The organism is Acinetobacter sp. 789_lipA (genome assembly GCF_058242845.1).
Genome location: NZ_JBZAYS010000001.1, coordinates 2346050 through 2359712 on the forward strand (window position 1 = coordinate 2346050; position 13663 = coordinate 2359712).

The 13663-nt window shown below is 41.7% G+C and carries 15 protein-coding genes and 1 pseudogene; 9 read left to right on the forward strand and 7 right to left on the reverse strand.

The window, feature by feature from the left end; all coding sequences use genetic code 11:
• Nucleotide 1: 1 nt before the first annotated feature.
• Nucleotides 2-547 (reverse strand): crossover junction endodeoxyribonuclease RuvC, encoded by a 546-nt coding sequence (gene ruvC / locus AC4CUZ_RS11395; protein WP_004984936.1) that lies wholly within the window; start codon nucleotides 545-547, stop codon nucleotides 2-4.
• A gap of 122 nt (nucleotides 548-669) precedes the next feature.
• Here ruvC and AC4CUZ_RS11400 point away from each other — a divergent pair, with 122 nt between their 5' ends.
• Nucleotides 670-1251 (forward strand): FxsA family protein, encoded by a 582-nt coding sequence (locus AC4CUZ_RS11400; RefSeq protein ID WP_195728039.1) that lies wholly within the window; start codon nucleotides 670-672, stop codon nucleotides 1249-1251.
• Nucleotides 1252-1382: 131 nt separating this feature from the next.
• The gene (locus tag AC4CUZ_RS11405) at nucleotides 1383-2024 is read left to right on the forward strand and encodes a LysE family transporter (protein ID WP_490747603.1); all 642 of its coding nucleotides are present in this window, start codon (nucleotides 1383-1385) and stop codon (nucleotides 2022-2024) included.
• On the opposite strand, the gene AC4CUZ_RS11410 is transcribed toward AC4CUZ_RS11405, so the two are convergent.
• Nucleotides 1986-2198: a hypothetical protein gene (locus AC4CUZ_RS11410; protein WP_490747604.1), complete on the reverse strand. Its 213-nt coding sequence runs from the start codon at nucleotides 2196-2198 to the stop codon at nucleotides 1986-1988. The two genes, AC4CUZ_RS11405 and AC4CUZ_RS11410, sit on opposite strands and share 39 nt — an antisense overlap.
• A gap of 314 nt (nucleotides 2199-2512) precedes the next feature.
• Between AC4CUZ_RS11410 and AC4CUZ_RS11415 the strand changes: the two genes are divergently transcribed.
• Complete coding sequence (locus AC4CUZ_RS11415; protein ID WP_005401120.1) at nucleotides 2513-2758, forward strand: hypothetical protein; 246 nt, start codon at nucleotides 2513-2515, stop codon at nucleotides 2756-2758.
• Nucleotides 2759-2853: 95 nt separating this feature from the next.
• Here the strand turns inward: AC4CUZ_RS11415 and metK are convergent, their stop codons facing one another.
• Nucleotides 2854-4020 carry a methionine adenosyltransferase gene (gene metK, locus AC4CUZ_RS11420; RefSeq protein WP_490747605.1) on the reverse strand — a complete coding sequence of 389 codons (1167 nt, stop codon included), beginning with the start codon at nucleotides 4018-4020 and terminating at the stop codon, nucleotides 2854-2856.
• A gap of 719 nt (nucleotides 4021-4739) precedes the next feature.
• Between metK and tkt the strand changes: the two genes are divergently transcribed.
• From tkt to AC4CUZ_RS11440, 4 genes and pseudogenes are all read left to right on the forward strand, one after another.
• Nucleotides 4740-6728, forward strand: coding sequence for a transketolase (tkt, locus tag AC4CUZ_RS11425; RefSeq protein WP_279045414.1), 1989 nt, complete (start codon nucleotides 4740-4742; stop codon nucleotides 6726-6728).
• A gap of 115 nt (nucleotides 6729-6843) precedes the next feature.
• Nucleotides 6844-7059 (forward strand): hypothetical protein, encoded by a 216-nt coding sequence (locus AC4CUZ_RS11430; protein WP_004696769.1) that lies wholly within the window; start codon nucleotides 6844-6846, stop codon nucleotides 7057-7059.
• A gap of 114 nt (nucleotides 7060-7173) precedes the next feature.
• Nucleotides 7174-7699, forward strand: a pseudogene (locus tag AC4CUZ_RS11435) (GNAT family N-acetyltransferase).
• A gap of 123 nt (nucleotides 7700-7822) precedes the next feature.
• Nucleotides 7823-8419, forward strand: a complete 597-nt coding sequence (locus AC4CUZ_RS11440; protein WP_490747606.1) for a YceI family protein — start codon at nucleotides 7823-7825, stop codon at nucleotides 8417-8419.
• 103 nt (nucleotides 8420-8522) lie between these two features.
• Here AC4CUZ_RS11440 and AC4CUZ_RS11445 read toward each other — a convergent pair whose 3' ends face one another.
• Both AC4CUZ_RS11445 and AC4CUZ_RS11450 read right to left on the reverse strand, forming a co-directional pair.
• Complete coding sequence (locus tag AC4CUZ_RS11445; RefSeq protein WP_279690013.1) at nucleotides 8523-9224, reverse strand: glutamine amidotransferase; 702 nt, start codon at nucleotides 9222-9224, stop codon at nucleotides 8523-8525.
• A 118-nt stretch (nucleotides 9225-9342) separates the two neighbouring features.
• Entirely contained in the window at nucleotides 9343-9906 is a 564-nt protein-coding gene (locus tag AC4CUZ_RS11450; protein ID WP_490747607.1) for a TetR/AcrR family transcriptional regulator, read from the reverse strand.
• A 94-nt stretch (nucleotides 9907-10000) separates the two neighbouring features.
• Here AC4CUZ_RS11450 and AC4CUZ_RS11455 point away from each other — a divergent pair, with 94 nt between their 5' ends.
• Nucleotides 10001-10768 (forward strand): SDR family oxidoreductase, encoded by a 768-nt coding sequence (locus AC4CUZ_RS11455; RefSeq protein ID WP_490747608.1) that lies wholly within the window; start codon nucleotides 10001-10003, stop codon nucleotides 10766-10768.
• Nucleotides 10769-10779: 11 nt separating this feature from the next.
• The gene (locus tag AC4CUZ_RS11460) at nucleotides 10780-11376 is read left to right on the forward strand and encodes a 2-hydroxychromene-2-carboxylate isomerase (protein ID WP_279043781.1); all 597 of its coding nucleotides are present in this window, start codon (nucleotides 10780-10782) and stop codon (nucleotides 11374-11376) included.
• 66 nt (nucleotides 11377-11442) lie between these two features.
• Here AC4CUZ_RS11460 and eutC read toward each other — a convergent pair whose 3' ends face one another.
• Together eutC and AC4CUZ_RS11470 are read right to left on the reverse strand one after the other, a co-directional pair.
• On the reverse strand, nucleotides 11443-12258 hold the full coding sequence (eutC, locus tag AC4CUZ_RS11465; protein WP_078425000.1) for an ethanolamine ammonia-lyase subunit EutC: 816 nt from the start codon (nucleotides 12256-12258) through the stop codon (nucleotides 11443-11445).
• Between the two features lie 10 nt (nucleotides 12259-12268).
• Nucleotides 12269-13654, reverse strand: coding sequence for an ethanolamine ammonia-lyase subunit EutB (locus tag AC4CUZ_RS11470; protein WP_114836911.1), 1386 nt, complete (start codon nucleotides 13652-13654; stop codon nucleotides 12269-12271).
• Between the last annotated feature and the right edge of the window lie 9 nt (nucleotides 13655-13663).

The following is a 13663-nucleotide window of genomic DNA, read 5'->3' on the forward strand; positions in this document are numbered from 1 at the left end:
CTTAGCGTCGACGAGAGCTACTACGGCTGCGTCCGCGCGCCATACCGCCAAGAGCATTGAGTACAGCAAGCTTGGTCATACTGCCTGAAGCATGTGCATGACAGATGGCAGCAGCGAGAGCATCGGCGGCATCTTGCTGTGGTTTGATGCTCAGGTTTAGGAGTCTCATCACCATCATTTGTACTTGTTCTTTGTCCGCAGCGCCATAACCGACCACCGACTGTTTAATCTGACGTGCGGTGTATTCTGCAACTTGTAGGTCAAGGTTGACCAGTGCAGCAATAGCAGCACCACGTGCTTGCCCCAGTTTCAGTGCGGAGTCAGGGTTTTGTGCCATAAATACTTGCTCAACTGCGGCTTCAGTTGGGCCATGAAATTTTACAATACGATCAATCCCTGCAAAAATACGTTTTAGCCGTTCAGGCATATCAGCAGCTTCGGTACGAATGGTGCCAGCATCGACAAAAATTAGTTTTTGACCTTCTTTTTGAATAATACCGTAGCCTGTGAGGCGAGAACCGGGGTCAATACCAATAATTAATGACATGCTTGCCCTTTAAAAAAAATAATATGCCCATATTGTTACATAAGCGTATCAAAAAAGCTTGATGTAGATTGAGCACTTGATTCTTGCACCTTATTCATTTTGTTGAGATTAGATTAATTTTCATGAAATTATTTCTTTTTATATTAGCTGGTGTCATTCTCGAAGTCTTTGTATGGATTGGCGTGGGCGACCTCGTTGGTAGCATGTGGTACGTGTTCTTTTGGTTTATTGCCGCTTTCTTTATTGGTATGAGCCTGATTCGTAAGTATTCAGCAGGTTTAATGCCACAAATGCAGCAAATGCAAGCGGGCCAGATGGGTGCAGATCCTGCATTAACAAACAATCTGCCAAAAATCATTGCGGGTTTTCTTTTGTTGATTCCTGGCTTGGTGACAGATGTGGTTGCCGTGTTATTGCTTATTCCAGCAGTACAAAAAGCCATGACGGGCGCGCTGATGAACGTGATGATGAAACGTCAGCAAGCGATGATGGAAAAAATGATGGGTGGCATGATGGGGGATATGAATGGCATGGGCGGTGGTGCTCAAGGTCAAAACCCATTTGCAGATATCATGCGTCAGATGCAAGAAATGCAGCAACAGCAGGGCGGTTCAACTTATCGTGACTCTAGTATTATTGATGGCGAAGCACGAGAAGTTACGCCAGAGGCGAAAAAAATTGAAATGAAAGATGTGAATAAATAATTTCATCCCTAATTTTAAAGCCGAGTTCTAACTCGGCTTTTTTTATCTTTATGAAAATGTTTTAAGTGCTTATGATTTAAAATAAATATAACAAACGATATAATTATTTTTTAAAATTTATGCCGTTTTTTATGTCATTGCTTTTCACGATTTGCGCATTGCATTTTGTTGCGCAGCTAAGTCCTGGTCCTGATGTTTTACTGATTGCCAAAAGTTCAGCTTCGACCACACAAAAAAACACTTTAAAAACGATCTTAGGTATTTCTGTTGGCATCGTCGTTTGGGTGGTTTTAACCTTGTTAGGTTTTACCGTACTCATCGAAAAAATGCCATGGATTCAACAGGTATTGATGGTGATTGGTGGGGTGTTCCTTGCACGTATGGGGTGGCTGATGTTGAAAGCTGGCCTCAATACAATGCAGCAAGAAGCCTTGCTAGATGATGGTCAAAAACTGCCTCCACCAAAGGCAAACCATTATTTCATGTCAGGTTTACTGACGAACTTGTCTAACCCGAAAACGCTGATTTATTTCAGTAGTGTGTTTTCACTAGCCTTAAGTTCTAGCGCAAGTTCCTATTTAAAAATGCAACTCGCGGTCATTATTCCAATCCAAACTTTTATGACTTTTGCATTGCTAATGCTGCTTTTGTCATTACCTAAAATTAAGGCGGCATACCAACGTTCAGGGAGTTATATCGACATTTTTTCTGGCGGGTTGTTCCTGATTTTTGCTTTATGGCTTTGGTACAATGCTCTTGCAATCTACATCTAAGTCATTTTTAAGCTCTTGAGATGATGGGGCCTGTTCCAAGCTAGACACTTCGTCTTTTTTACTTTGCGCATAGCGGTTGGGCTGCAATGTCGCTTCGGTATTTTCTGAGCCCTTATAGCTACGACTGCGGTTGGCACGTTCGCGTAAACCGCCTTTTTTAATCAACTGAACCATTCTTTCTTCCTCATCGTTGCATGTTATTTTAATAAACAATCGCGAGAAAACTAAAGGGTTTCGAGCAAATACTTTGGAATACGTCAAAAACTATTATGTTACAAAATGAAATTGTCATGATTCGGTGTTATAAAGAGGAATATGCGTTAAATCAATTGATTAATCTTTCAGTGTAAGCCGTTGCTGACATCACTTCAGGTGAATGGCGCTTGAGTCTCAACAAATACTCACATAAGATAAATGAATCTAACATTCTGTGAGGCAGGGTGATGGACAATAAAAACAAGAAAGGACAAAAACAAAGGGGTAAAGCGATGCTCTATCAATACCACTGCGCATGTTGTGAAACAGTTGTCGCATCAACAGATAAAGACTGTCCAAACTGTGGATCACATAATATTCGAAGTCCTTTTGGATTTTGGATTTTCTGTATTGTTGCATGTCTTGCAGCAGCGATTATTGTTAAATCTGTACAAGTCTATTTGGCCGACCGAAACAGCGAACCCGCTGCCGTGACTTCGCTCTTTGATGTGCTCAATCATGACAACAAACCCAAGTAGTGAGGTTCAATGACTTCACGACTTAACTGATGGGCTATTTTCCATCAGTTCAAATAAAAAAACCCGCATTAAGCGGGTTTCTTTTAGGATCAAACTTATAGACCAGCTGAAGCTTTAAGTGCTTCCACTTTGTCGGTTTTTTCCCACGTAAATGCTGTATCTGAACCTTCACGACCGAAGTGACCATAAGCAGCAGTTTGCTTATACATCGGTTGAATGAGGTCAAGCATACGAGTGATCCCGTATGGATGTAAGTCGAAGTGTTCACGGACTAATGCAATGATCAACTCTTCAGATACTTTTGCTGTATTGAAGGTATTGATCGAAATAGATGTTGGCTCAGCCACACCAATGGCATAAGACACTTGAATTTCACATTTGTCAGCAAGGCCCGCAGCTACGATGTTTTTCGCAACATAACGACCTGCGTAAGCAGCAGAACGGTCAACCTTAGATGGATCTTTACCAGAGAAAGCACCACCACCGTGACGTGCCATGCCACCGTAAGTGTCTACAATGATTTTACGACCTGTTAAACCACAGTCACCCACTGGACCACCAATCACAAACATTCCTGTTGGATTAATGTGGAATTTGGTGTCTGCATGGAACATTTCAGCAGGGATCACTTTTTTCACGATTTCTTCAATCACAGCTTCTTTTAAGTTGCTTTGAGAAATTTCAGGATCGTGCTGGGTAGATAATACGACTGCGTCTAAACGAACAGGCATGCCATTTTCATAAGCAAAAGTCACTTGGCTTTTTGCATCTGGACGTAACCATGGTAAAGCGCCACTACGACGTAGCTCAGCTTGCTTTTCCATTAAACGGTGTGCATATGAAATTGGAGCAGGCATAAGCACGTCAGTTTCACGGCTTGCATAACCAAACATTAAGCCTTGGTCACCTGCACCTTGATCTTCAGGCTTTTGACGGTCTACACCTTGAGCAATCTCTGGTGACTGTTTACCAATCATGTTGATCACGGCACATGTTGAACCATCAAAACCAAGGTCAGAATGGTGGTAACCAATGCCATTTACGGTTTGACGAACAATCGCTTCAAAGTCAACATTTGCAGTTGTTGTGATTTCACCTGCAAGTACTACCGCACCCGTTTTTACAAGCGTTTCACAAGCAACCCGCGCATATGGGTCTTCTTTTAAGATCGCATCCAAGATAGCATCACTGATTTGGTCAGCCATTTTATCTGGATGGCCTTCGCTTACAGATTCCGAGGTAAATACAGCGTACTCGCGCATAAGTCCTATCACAGTTAATTTAAAAGACGCAATATGGTACATCGACTTAGCCGTTTGAGCCAGTTCTACACGACCAAAATGACTGAATTTATTTCAATTCAACGACTTTTTATCTGATATAAGCATCTAAAAAATTGATATAGCGTTTATTTTTAGTTCGAAATGACAAAATAACGGGTTCTGATTCAAAGTTTATGGGTGCGTATCATGAGATTTTGTGCTTTGGTTATATCTAATTGTAAAACAATAGTTTGTTTGAGTTTTTTTTGGCTTGGGTGTTAAGTTGGTAAATAAAAATGCTCAAAATAAGTATCAGAAAATAATCTATAATTTGTACTAATTCATGAATAATTTAAAAAGGTGAATAAAATTCACCATGAATGTTTAATTGTATGTAAAAAATACAAATGTATCTTGTGATGTGTTTGATACTCAAGGATAACGGTTTGTTCTGATTAGTGAATAGGGTGGCTGAGCTTTGCTTTTAAAAGCTGATGATTCTATCGTGTAGAATTTGAACTGGAGAAAAGCGAGAGAGACATTTCTGAGTGAAATTGTTGTGATTTTAGGCAATGCCCGCATTTATTAGACATTGATGATGAATAAATAGCGAAATATTGTCCATTAGGCTTTACCCATTCCTCTTTTTTTAAGACAATACACCTATCTTTGAATTCTATTCATCTTACTCTTTAAATCATTTGTTTGGACTCTGACCTATGACAACCCCGCTTAACGAACGTCGTATTGCAAACGCAATTCGTGTATTGGCAATGGATGCTGTGCAAAAAGCAAACTCTGGACATCCAGGTGCGCCAATGGGGATGGCTGATATCGCTGATGTGGTATGGCGTGAGTTTTTTAACCATAACCCGACTAACCCTCAATGGGCGAACCGTGACCGCTTTGTACTATCAAATGGTCATGGCTCTATGCTGCAATATGCGTTATTGCACCTTACGGGCTATGATTTATCAATTGAAGATTTAAAAGCATTCCGTCAACTGCACTCTAAAACGCCAGGTCACCCAGAATTAGGTTATGCACCAGGTATCGAAACTACGACTGGCCCGCTTGGTCAGGGGATTGCAAACGCAGTTGGTTTTGCTCTAGCTGAAAAAACTTTAGCAGCACAGTTCAACAAAGATGAGATGAGTGTTGTTGATCATTTCACTTACTGCTTCTTAGGTGATGGCTGTTTAATGGAAGGTGTTTCTCACGAAGCATGTTCACTTGCAGGCACACTAGGTCTAGGTAAACTAATTGCTTACTATGACGACAACGGTATTTCGATTGATGGTGAAGTAGAAGGTTGGTTCTCTGACGATACAGAGCAACGTTTCTTGGCGTATGGTTGGCAAGTACTTAAAGCTGATGGTCATGATGCAGATGCATTACGTGCTGCAACTTTGCAAGCAAAAGCTGAAACGAAAAAACCAACGATCATTATCTGTAAAACGATTATTGGTCTAGGTTCACCAAATAAGCAAGGTAAAGAAGACTGCCACGGTGCACCGCTAGGTAATGACGAAATTGCATTAACACGTGAGGCATTGGGCTGGACTGAAGGTCCATTTGAAATTCCTGCTGACGTTTATGCAGCATGGGATGCAAAAGCAAAAGGGACGGCTTCTGAAGCAGCTTGGAATGAATTATTTGCTCAATATGCAGCAAAATATCCAACTGAAGCAGCTGAATTGAAACGTCGCCTTTCAGGTGAATTGCCAGCTGAATTCCTTGCTCAAGCAGATGCGTTTATTGCTGACACCAATGCAAAAGCGGAAACCATTGCTACACGTAAAGCAAGCCAAAACACATTACAAGCTTTCGGTCCATTATTGCCTGAATTATTAGGCGGTTCTGCGGACTTAGCTGGCTCTAACTTAACACTTTGGAAAGGTTGCCAAGGCGTTCAAGACAATCCAGCAGGTAACTACGTACACTATGGCGTACGTGAGTTTGGTATGACTGCCATTGCAAACGGTGTTGCGCTTCACGGTGGTTTCATTCCTTACGTTGCAACATTCCTCATGTTTATGGAATATGCGCGTAATGCAGTACGTATGTCTGCGTTAATGAAACAACGTGTAATCCATGTATATACACATGACTCAATTGGTTTGGGTGAAGATGGTCCAACGCACCAACCTGTAGAGCAAATTGCGTCTTTACGTGGTACACCAAACTTAAATACTTGGCGTCCATGTGACACAGTTGAAGCAGCGGTGTCTTGGAAATCTGCACTTGTACGTTCAGAAGGCCCAACTGCGTTGATCTTCTCTCGTCAAAACCTACCATTCCAAACACGTACAGATGCACAAATTGCAAATGTAGCGAAAGGTGGTTATGTATTGGCTGAAGAAAAAGGCGAATTAAAAGCGATTATTATCGCGACGGGTTCTGAAGTATCTTTAGCAATGGAAGCACATGCTCAACTTGAAGGTGTGCGTGTCGTGTCTATGCCATGTGCAGAAGAATTTGTGAAGCAAGATGCAGCGTACCGTGAAGCGGTTCTTCCATCAAATATTCGTGCGCGTGTTGCTGTTGAAGCAGCGCACGTAGACTACTGGTGGAAGTTTGTAGGTTTAGACGGTCGTGTAATTGGTATGACGACTTATGGTGAATCTGCACCTGCGAAAGACTTATACCAATACTTCGGTATTACCACTGAAGCAGTTGTTGCTGCGGTAAAAGAATTGACAGCTTAATTTTTAAAATTAACTGTTTGAAGGACGCTCCAGTTTAGGGGCGTCTTTTATTTTGAATGGCGTATATAATATGCAAGCTGCTGCTGAAGTAGCTGCATAAATTTTAGGTGATGATATGAGCTTGTACGATCAAATTCATGATGAAGTTGTATTGATGGATGCGGGCGAACAGAAGTGGATTGGACCAGATCTACCTTTGGAGGCGATGGTTGCTGTTGAACTGTTATTGCAAGATTTAGCAGAAGATAAGCAAATTAAGATCCGTCGTAAAAACCATGAAAAGCAGACAGGTATGAAGTTGATTGATCGGATTCTGATTGAAAAACTATGATGGTTGTCACGTCTAAAAGAAGTCTTATTGAAGCGATTCAATAAGGCTTTTTCTTTGTGGTGATTTTAGCTTAAATATAAGCCTTACAAAAATAAATAGTACTTTGAGAGCCAAATGGAAGTACGAAATATTCAAATTGTGCCACTGACAGAAATCGATCAGTCGATCTGGGTTACACTATGGCAAGCTTATCAGGCATTTTATCAGGTTGATTTATTGGAACAGATATCTGAAAACACGTGGCATAAACTGACTGATTCTAAGCGTGAATATAGTCAAATCATTATAAAACAAATACAAATAAGTCGATGAATTATTTAGAGTTTTCTTATAATAATGTATGGATAATAAAGTAGTTTGACTATATATGTATGGTTTGCTGCACTTATATAGCAGGTCGGCTTGTAGGCATTGTGGATGTGATAGAGCATGATAGTACGCATACTTACAAGATGTGTTTACCCATGAGGACTATCATGGGCTAGGAATTGCAAGAGCTTTAATCGAACACGTCAAAATGCATACCGAAAAGCGAGCCTGTGATCGGGTTTATTGGCTCACCCATCAGGACAATTTGGTCGCACAACAACTTTATAATAAAGTCGTGAAGAAGACGGGTTTTATTCAATATCAGGTGTAGGTAAGTCGCTACATTTAAAAACAATTATATCGTTCTAAAGTTGCAACATATCGTTTTATCTTTATAGATGTATTCGTTGTAGAACTCTATAGACTAAGCAGTATTCCAATGTGAGATAAAAACATGAACTTTAAAGCTTTAACAATCGGTTTGGCTGTTGCAACTGCGACTACATTTGCTATGGCGAAACCTGTGGCCTATCAAATTGACCCTACACATACAGCAACAGTTTTCACATGGAGCCACTTTGGTTTTTCAACTCCATCTGCTAACTTCAGCGACATTCAGGGTGTAATTAATGTTGATAATGCAAAACCTGGAAATTCATCGGTGAATGTAACGATTCCTTTATCTAGCTTAAACACCAACGTAAAAGCTTTAGATGAGCACTTGCAAGGCGGGGATTTCTTTGATGCAGCAAAATATCCAAAGATCACTTTCAAGAGTACAAAAGTACAAGCGGTTGGTGCAAACAAATACAAAATCACAGGTGATTTAACCATTAAAAATGTGACAAAGCCTGTCGTTTTAGATGCCGTGTTGAATAAGCAAGGTGAGCACCCAATGACCAAAGCACAGTCAATTGGTTTCAATGCAACCACTTCATTTGACCGTTCTGCTTTTGGTGTAGGCGCATACGTGCCAAACGTGGGTGATAAAATCACTGTGAATATCACCACTGAAGCATCAGTTCCACAGCCTAAAGCTGCTGCAAAATAAGCGATATCTACCAAAAAAGCACCTTCATAGAGGTGCTTTTTTATGTCTGCTCTAAACTTAAAATTTAGAGCAATAGGCGCATTGACGGATTATGGCTGAATTATTAAACCAGTGCTTTTAAATATGCTGCCAAAACTTGTCCAGAGACATGTTCTAGTTGAGCTGCACAGCGTTGGTTGTCTGCACGCAATGCTGGAATATTGATGTTTGCTTGACGAAGTTCAGCAGTATGCCCAATTAGCCATTTTTCTAAACCATCCGCTGCGACTTCAGGATGGAACTGTAAGCCTAGAATATTTTTGCCTACACGAAAAGCTTGGTTGGGATAAACTTCTGAGCTGGCCAACAGTTCAGCTTGAGCAGGGAGTTCAAAGGTGTCGCCATGCCAATGTAGGACTTCAGTTCCTACCAGTGTTTGTAATGGGTTATGTTCAACGATATTGAGCTGTAACTGACTCCAGCCAATTTCTTTGCTATGACCTGCATATACTTTTGCACCGAGTGCATGTGCAATTAATTGTGCACCTAAGCAAATGCCTAAAGTGGGTAAATTCTTTTCTAAACGAACTTTGAGTAAGTCTATTTCTTTTTGTAAGAAAGGGTAGTCTTCAGTTTCATATACTCCAATCGGTCCACCTAAAATGACGGTTAGACCTGTGTAGTTTAACGCTTTAGCTAAGTCATCTTTGCCTGCTTCGAAATATCGTACCCGATAACCCAATTGATATAACACATCTTCCCATGCACCCAAATCTTCAAAAGCAAGATGCTGAATCGCGTAAATGGTATCGGGTAGTGTCGTCATAGCAGGCTCGTTCACAGGGGGGGTAAAGGAGTGTAAAAATGTACAGGGAAATGCGCAGAAGTTGAAGGCAAAAAATCAGAAAATATTTAGAAAAAAACTATAAATTCAATCCAAGATTTTACTTGAGCTGTAGCATATTTTTAATCATCCATTTGCTTGAGCTTAAAATTTCTCGTTGTACATGTTCATCCGCCATGCTGCGCGCCATGACGATTGCACCGACCAGTTGACACAGTACCGCCCAAGCTTGTGTTTCACTGCCTAGATGTTGTGTAAAGAGTGCGTGACCACGAAGCATTTCCTGTTGAAAACACAGTTTTGTTGTTTCACTACTACGTGCTACCTCGGCTGCAAGAGAGGGAATAACACAGCCTTGATCTGGGCGTTGCACATGAGACAGCGCTAAATAACGTTCAATTTCGAAGTCAATCCACTCTTCGAGGTTGTCATGCGGATTGGCTTGCCATGCTTGAAAGCTGTGTTGTAACTCGGACTCGATCAGTGCTTCAAATAATTCATGTTTTGATGAAAAATGCGAATAAAAAGCACCGCTGGTCATTTGAGCCGCTTTCATAAAACCGTCGACGCCAGTATTGGCAAAGCCTTGCTTCTTGGCCAGTTGAGCACTGATTTTAAGCAGCTCTTGACGTTTTTCTTCTTTATAGCCTGTTTTATAGCGCATAGGAGTTTCATCAAAATAAAATTGACTGATGCTGAAAACTATAACATAGTGATCGTTATGATAACGATCGTTATTTTATAGAGGGAGTGTATTTATGGATGAATTACAGCCAGAACAGCAGTTGCAAAAGGCTGATGCTAAAAAGAAAGTCGCGTTAGTGATTGGCGCAGGAGATGCTACAGGGGGCGAAATCGCGAAACGTTTTGCACGTGGTGGATACATCGCCTGCATGACGCGAAGAAATGCCGAAAAACTCCAGCCCTTAATTGCAGAGATAGAAGCCGAAGGTGGTCTTGCATATGGCTTTGCTTCTGATGCACGTAAAGAAGATCAAGTCATCGCTTTGGTAGAAGAAATTGAAGCCAATATTGGTGAAATCAATGTTTTAGTGTTTAACATTGGGGCGAATGTGCCATGTAGTATTTTAGAAGAAACTGCACGTAAGTATTTTAAAATTTGGGAAATGGCTTGCTTCGGTGCGTTCTTGACAGGGCGTGAAGTGGCGAAGCGTATGGTCGTGCGTGAACATGGGAGCATTATTTTCACGGGTGCAACTGCTGGAATAAGGGGTGCTGCAAACTTTGCCGCTTTTGCAGGGGCGAAACATGCACTGCGTGCCTTAGCCCAAAGTATGGCGCGTGAGCTCGGCCCGAAAAATATTCATGTGGCACACGTGGTGGTGGATGGTGCAATTGATACCGATTTTATTAAAGACACTTTTCCTGACATGTACGCGCGCAAAGAACAGGATGGCATATTAAATCCCGTGCATATTGCAGAAAATTATTGGCATTTGTCGCAGCAACCGCGCGATGCATGGACGCATGAGTTAGATTTAAGACCTTGGATGGAAACGTGGTAAAAGGACAAAGCATGAAAAGCGTAGAATTTTATTTTGATTTGGGCAGCCCATATAGCTATTTGGCCTACTATCGTTTACTGCAAATAGCAGAGCAGCAAGAGATTCAGATTGTGTATAAGCCTATTTTATTAGGCGGGGTGTTTAAAGCAACAGGTAATCGTAGTCCGATAGAGATTCCTGTCAAAGGGGTTTATTCAATCTTAGATATGCAGCGCTGGGCGGAGTATTACCATATCCCAATGCAAATGAATCCGCATTTTCCAATGAACACTTTAACCCTAATGCGCATTTTGACAGGCGTTCAATTGTTGCATCTAGAAAAGTTTGAGCAAGTTTTAAAACTTTTATTCGATGCGATGTTTGGTACACCACAAAATCTGAATGAACCTACTGTCTTGGCAGAAGTGCTAGAACCAAGTGGCTTTTCTGTAGAAGATATTATGAGTATGGTTCAGTCGGATGTGGTGAAACAAAAACTGATCACTGAAACAGAACAGGCCATTCAACGTGGCATTTTCGGCGCACCGACATTCTTTGTGGGTGATGAAATGTATTGGGGCCAAGATCGCCTACATTTTGTAGAACAAGCGCTGAATAAAGCAAGCTAAAAAAACTAAATCAACATAACATGCTATTTAAGATCAGCCGTAAAATCACGGCTGATCTGCTTCAAATTAAAATAAACGCTTAGGCGCATGTTCCGTGTCTAGACTCACCATTTTATGTTCATCTTTTAAGTCTACACCTGAGTAACCGAGTTTCTTAGAGCCACGCATGAGAGACATTAGCCGTTGTACTGCAACAGGAATGCTTAAGCCCGCAGGTCGAACATTTGAAATACAGTTCCGTTTAGCATCCAACGTACCTGAGGCTGCTTTCCATGTATAGTAAATGCCCATACTATCAGGTGAGCTTAGGCCAGGCCTTTCGCCAATCAGCATCACGAGCATAGTCGCGTGTAGGCACTCTGCAACTGGATCACCCAAAGCGACTCGGCTTCCAGTAGCAATAACCATCGGTGCAATGCTCCAGTGTTCCGCTTGCAACTGCGGGATAAGGTGTTGAATAAAAGGCACTGCATTTTCTTCAATTGCCCGTGCAGATAGTCCATCACCAATCACAATGCAGACATCATAGTTTTGCGGGTTACTGGCTTTAAAGACCTCTAAGCCATGTTGTGAAGCTGGACTTAACAGGCGACCTAGGTCAGGACGTTTTAAGTATTCTTGTTTATTTTCAGCTTGACTGTGTACCGTCAGACTATCCAAACCTAGTGTATTAAAACTTGCAACTAAGTGTTCGACATCTAAAGCTTGATGTACCGCATCTTGCGCTTCCGCATGTGCTAGTTGAAATTTCAGCAGTTCATGGGTCGGGATGCTACAGCCTGCACGTCCAATGGCGATACGAGCATCGGTAAATTTCTTTAAGTTTTCCCAAACATCCTGATGCTGTTCAGATTGATAGTTTTCTAGAGGAACAAGTGACATAAGTTGCTCCTTATATATGTAAAAGTTTTTCAAATTGTGGCGGGATATGTTCTGGCCAGAGAATGTGCTGCTGCTGTTGTTTAAAGATGCCTTGTTCTGCCAACCACAGATCAAACTCAGGTGCGGCTTTTAAGCCTAAAAGTTGCCTTAAATACAGCGCATCATGAAATGACGTGGTTTGATAGTTCAGCATGACGTCATCCGAACCCGGAATGCCCATAATAAAGTTCAAACCTGCTGCACCGAAAAGGGTGAGTAGTACATCCATGTCATTTTGGTCGGCATCGGCATGGTTGGTATAGCAAATGTCGCAGCCCATAGGTAAGCCTAGGAGCTTGCCACAAAAATGGTCTTCCAAGCCTGCACGGATAATTTGTTTGCCATTGTATAAATACTCTGGGCCAATAAACCCAACCACAGTATTTACCAGTAGTGGGTTAAATTTACGAGCTACTGCATAGGCACGGACTTCTAAGGTTTGCTGATCTACGCCGTGATGCGCATTACTAGATAAAGCACTGCCTTGACCTGTTTCAAAATACATCACATTTTGTCCCACAGTCCCACGCTTGAGAGCCAGTGTTGCTTCATAGCCTTCACGCAGTAATTCGAGATTAATGCCGAAACCTTCATTGGCGCGCTGAGTGCCTGCAATCGACTGAAACATTAAATCAATCGGCACATTTTTCTCTGCCAGTTGAATCCCCGAACTGATATGCGTCAGCACACAAGACTGGGTTGGAATATGATGCTCTTGAATCACATGATCGAGTAGTTTGAGCAGCTCCGATAAATTTTGTAGGTTATCGGTTGCAGGATTAATCCCAATGACGGCATCGCCATTGCCATACATCAAGCCATCCAAAATACTAGCAGATATCCCCAAGAGATCATCGGTCGGATGATTCGGTTGTAAACGGGTCGAGAGATGACCTTTTAAACCGATGGTGTTGCGAAATTGGGTGACGACTTCACATTTACTCGCAACCAAGATGAGGTCTTGATTGCGCATAATCTTACTCACCGCAGCCACCATTTCAGGGGTTAAACCGAGCGCAAGTTGTTGTAATTTCTGCGTAGTCGCATCTTCACTGAGTAGCCAGTTACGAAAGTCTCCTACGGTAAAATGTGAAATAGGCGCAAATAAATCACTACGGTGCTCATCGATAATCAGGCGGGTTATTTCATCCTGTTCATAGCTGATCAGCGCTTCAGTTAAAAACTGCTTCAATGGAACATCGGCCAATGCCATTTGTGCGGCAACACGTTCAGTGGCATTTTCCGCCGCAACACCTGCAAGTTGATCACCTGAGCGCAGCGGGGTTGCTTTTGCCATTAAAGTTTTTAAATCATTAAACACATAGTGCTGATGTCCAATCAACGTTTTATAAGCCATGTCATAGGT

What these genes read in the sequence shown, in the direction of transcription:
- ruvC (WP_004984936.1), bottom strand. Translation starts at nt 547, where the DNA reads ATGTCATTAATTATTGGTATTGACCCCGGTTCTCGCCTCACAGGCTAC.
- AC4CUZ_RS11400 (WP_195728039.1), top strand. Translation starts at nt 670, where the DNA reads ATGAAATTATTTCTTTTTATATTAGCTGGTGTCATTCTCGAAGTCTTT.
- AC4CUZ_RS11405 (WP_490747603.1), top strand. Translation starts at nt 1,383, where the DNA reads ATGTCATTGCTTTTCACGATTTGCGCATTGCATTTTGTTGCGCAGCTA.
- AC4CUZ_RS11410 (WP_490747604.1), bottom strand. Translation starts at nt 2,198, where the DNA reads ATGGTTCAGTTGATTAAAAAAGGCGGTTTACGCGAACGTGCCAACCGC.
- AC4CUZ_RS11415 (WP_005401120.1), top strand. Translation starts at nt 2,513, where the DNA reads ATGCTCTATCAATACCACTGCGCATGTTGTGAAACAGTTGTCGCATCA.
- metK (WP_490747605.1), bottom strand. Translation starts at nt 4,020, where the DNA reads ATGCGCGAGTACGCTGTATTTACCTCGGAATCTGTAAGCGAAGGCCAT.
- tkt (WP_279045414.1), top strand. Translation starts at nt 4,740, where the DNA reads ATGACAACCCCGCTTAACGAACGTCGTATTGCAAACGCAATTCGTGTA.
- AC4CUZ_RS11430 (WP_004696769.1), top strand. Translation starts at nt 6,844, where the DNA reads ATGAGCTTGTACGATCAAATTCATGATGAAGTTGTATTGATGGATGCG.
- AC4CUZ_RS11440 (WP_490747606.1), top strand. Translation starts at nt 7,823, where the DNA reads ATGAACTTTAAAGCTTTAACAATCGGTTTGGCTGTTGCAACTGCGACT.
- AC4CUZ_RS11445 (WP_279690013.1), bottom strand. Translation starts at nt 9,224, where the DNA reads ATGACGACACTACCCGATACCATTTACGCGATTCAGCATCTTGCTTTT.
- AC4CUZ_RS11450 (WP_490747607.1), bottom strand. Translation starts at nt 9,906, where the DNA reads ATGCGCTATAAAACAGGCTATAAAGAAGAAAAACGTCAAGAGCTGCTT.
- AC4CUZ_RS11455 (WP_490747608.1), top strand. Translation starts at nt 10,001, where the DNA reads ATGGATGAATTACAGCCAGAACAGCAGTTGCAAAAGGCTGATGCTAAA.
- AC4CUZ_RS11460 (WP_279043781.1), top strand. Translation starts at nt 10,780, where the DNA reads ATGAAAAGCGTAGAATTTTATTTTGATTTGGGCAGCCCATATAGCTAT.
- eutC (WP_078425000.1), bottom strand. Translation starts at nt 12,258, where the DNA reads ATGTCACTTGTTCCTCTAGAAAACTATCAATCTGAACAGCATCAGGAT.
- AC4CUZ_RS11470 (WP_114836911.1), bottom strand. Translation starts at nt 13,654, where the DNA reads ATGGCTTATAAAACGTTGATTGGACATCAGCACTATGTGTTTAATGAT.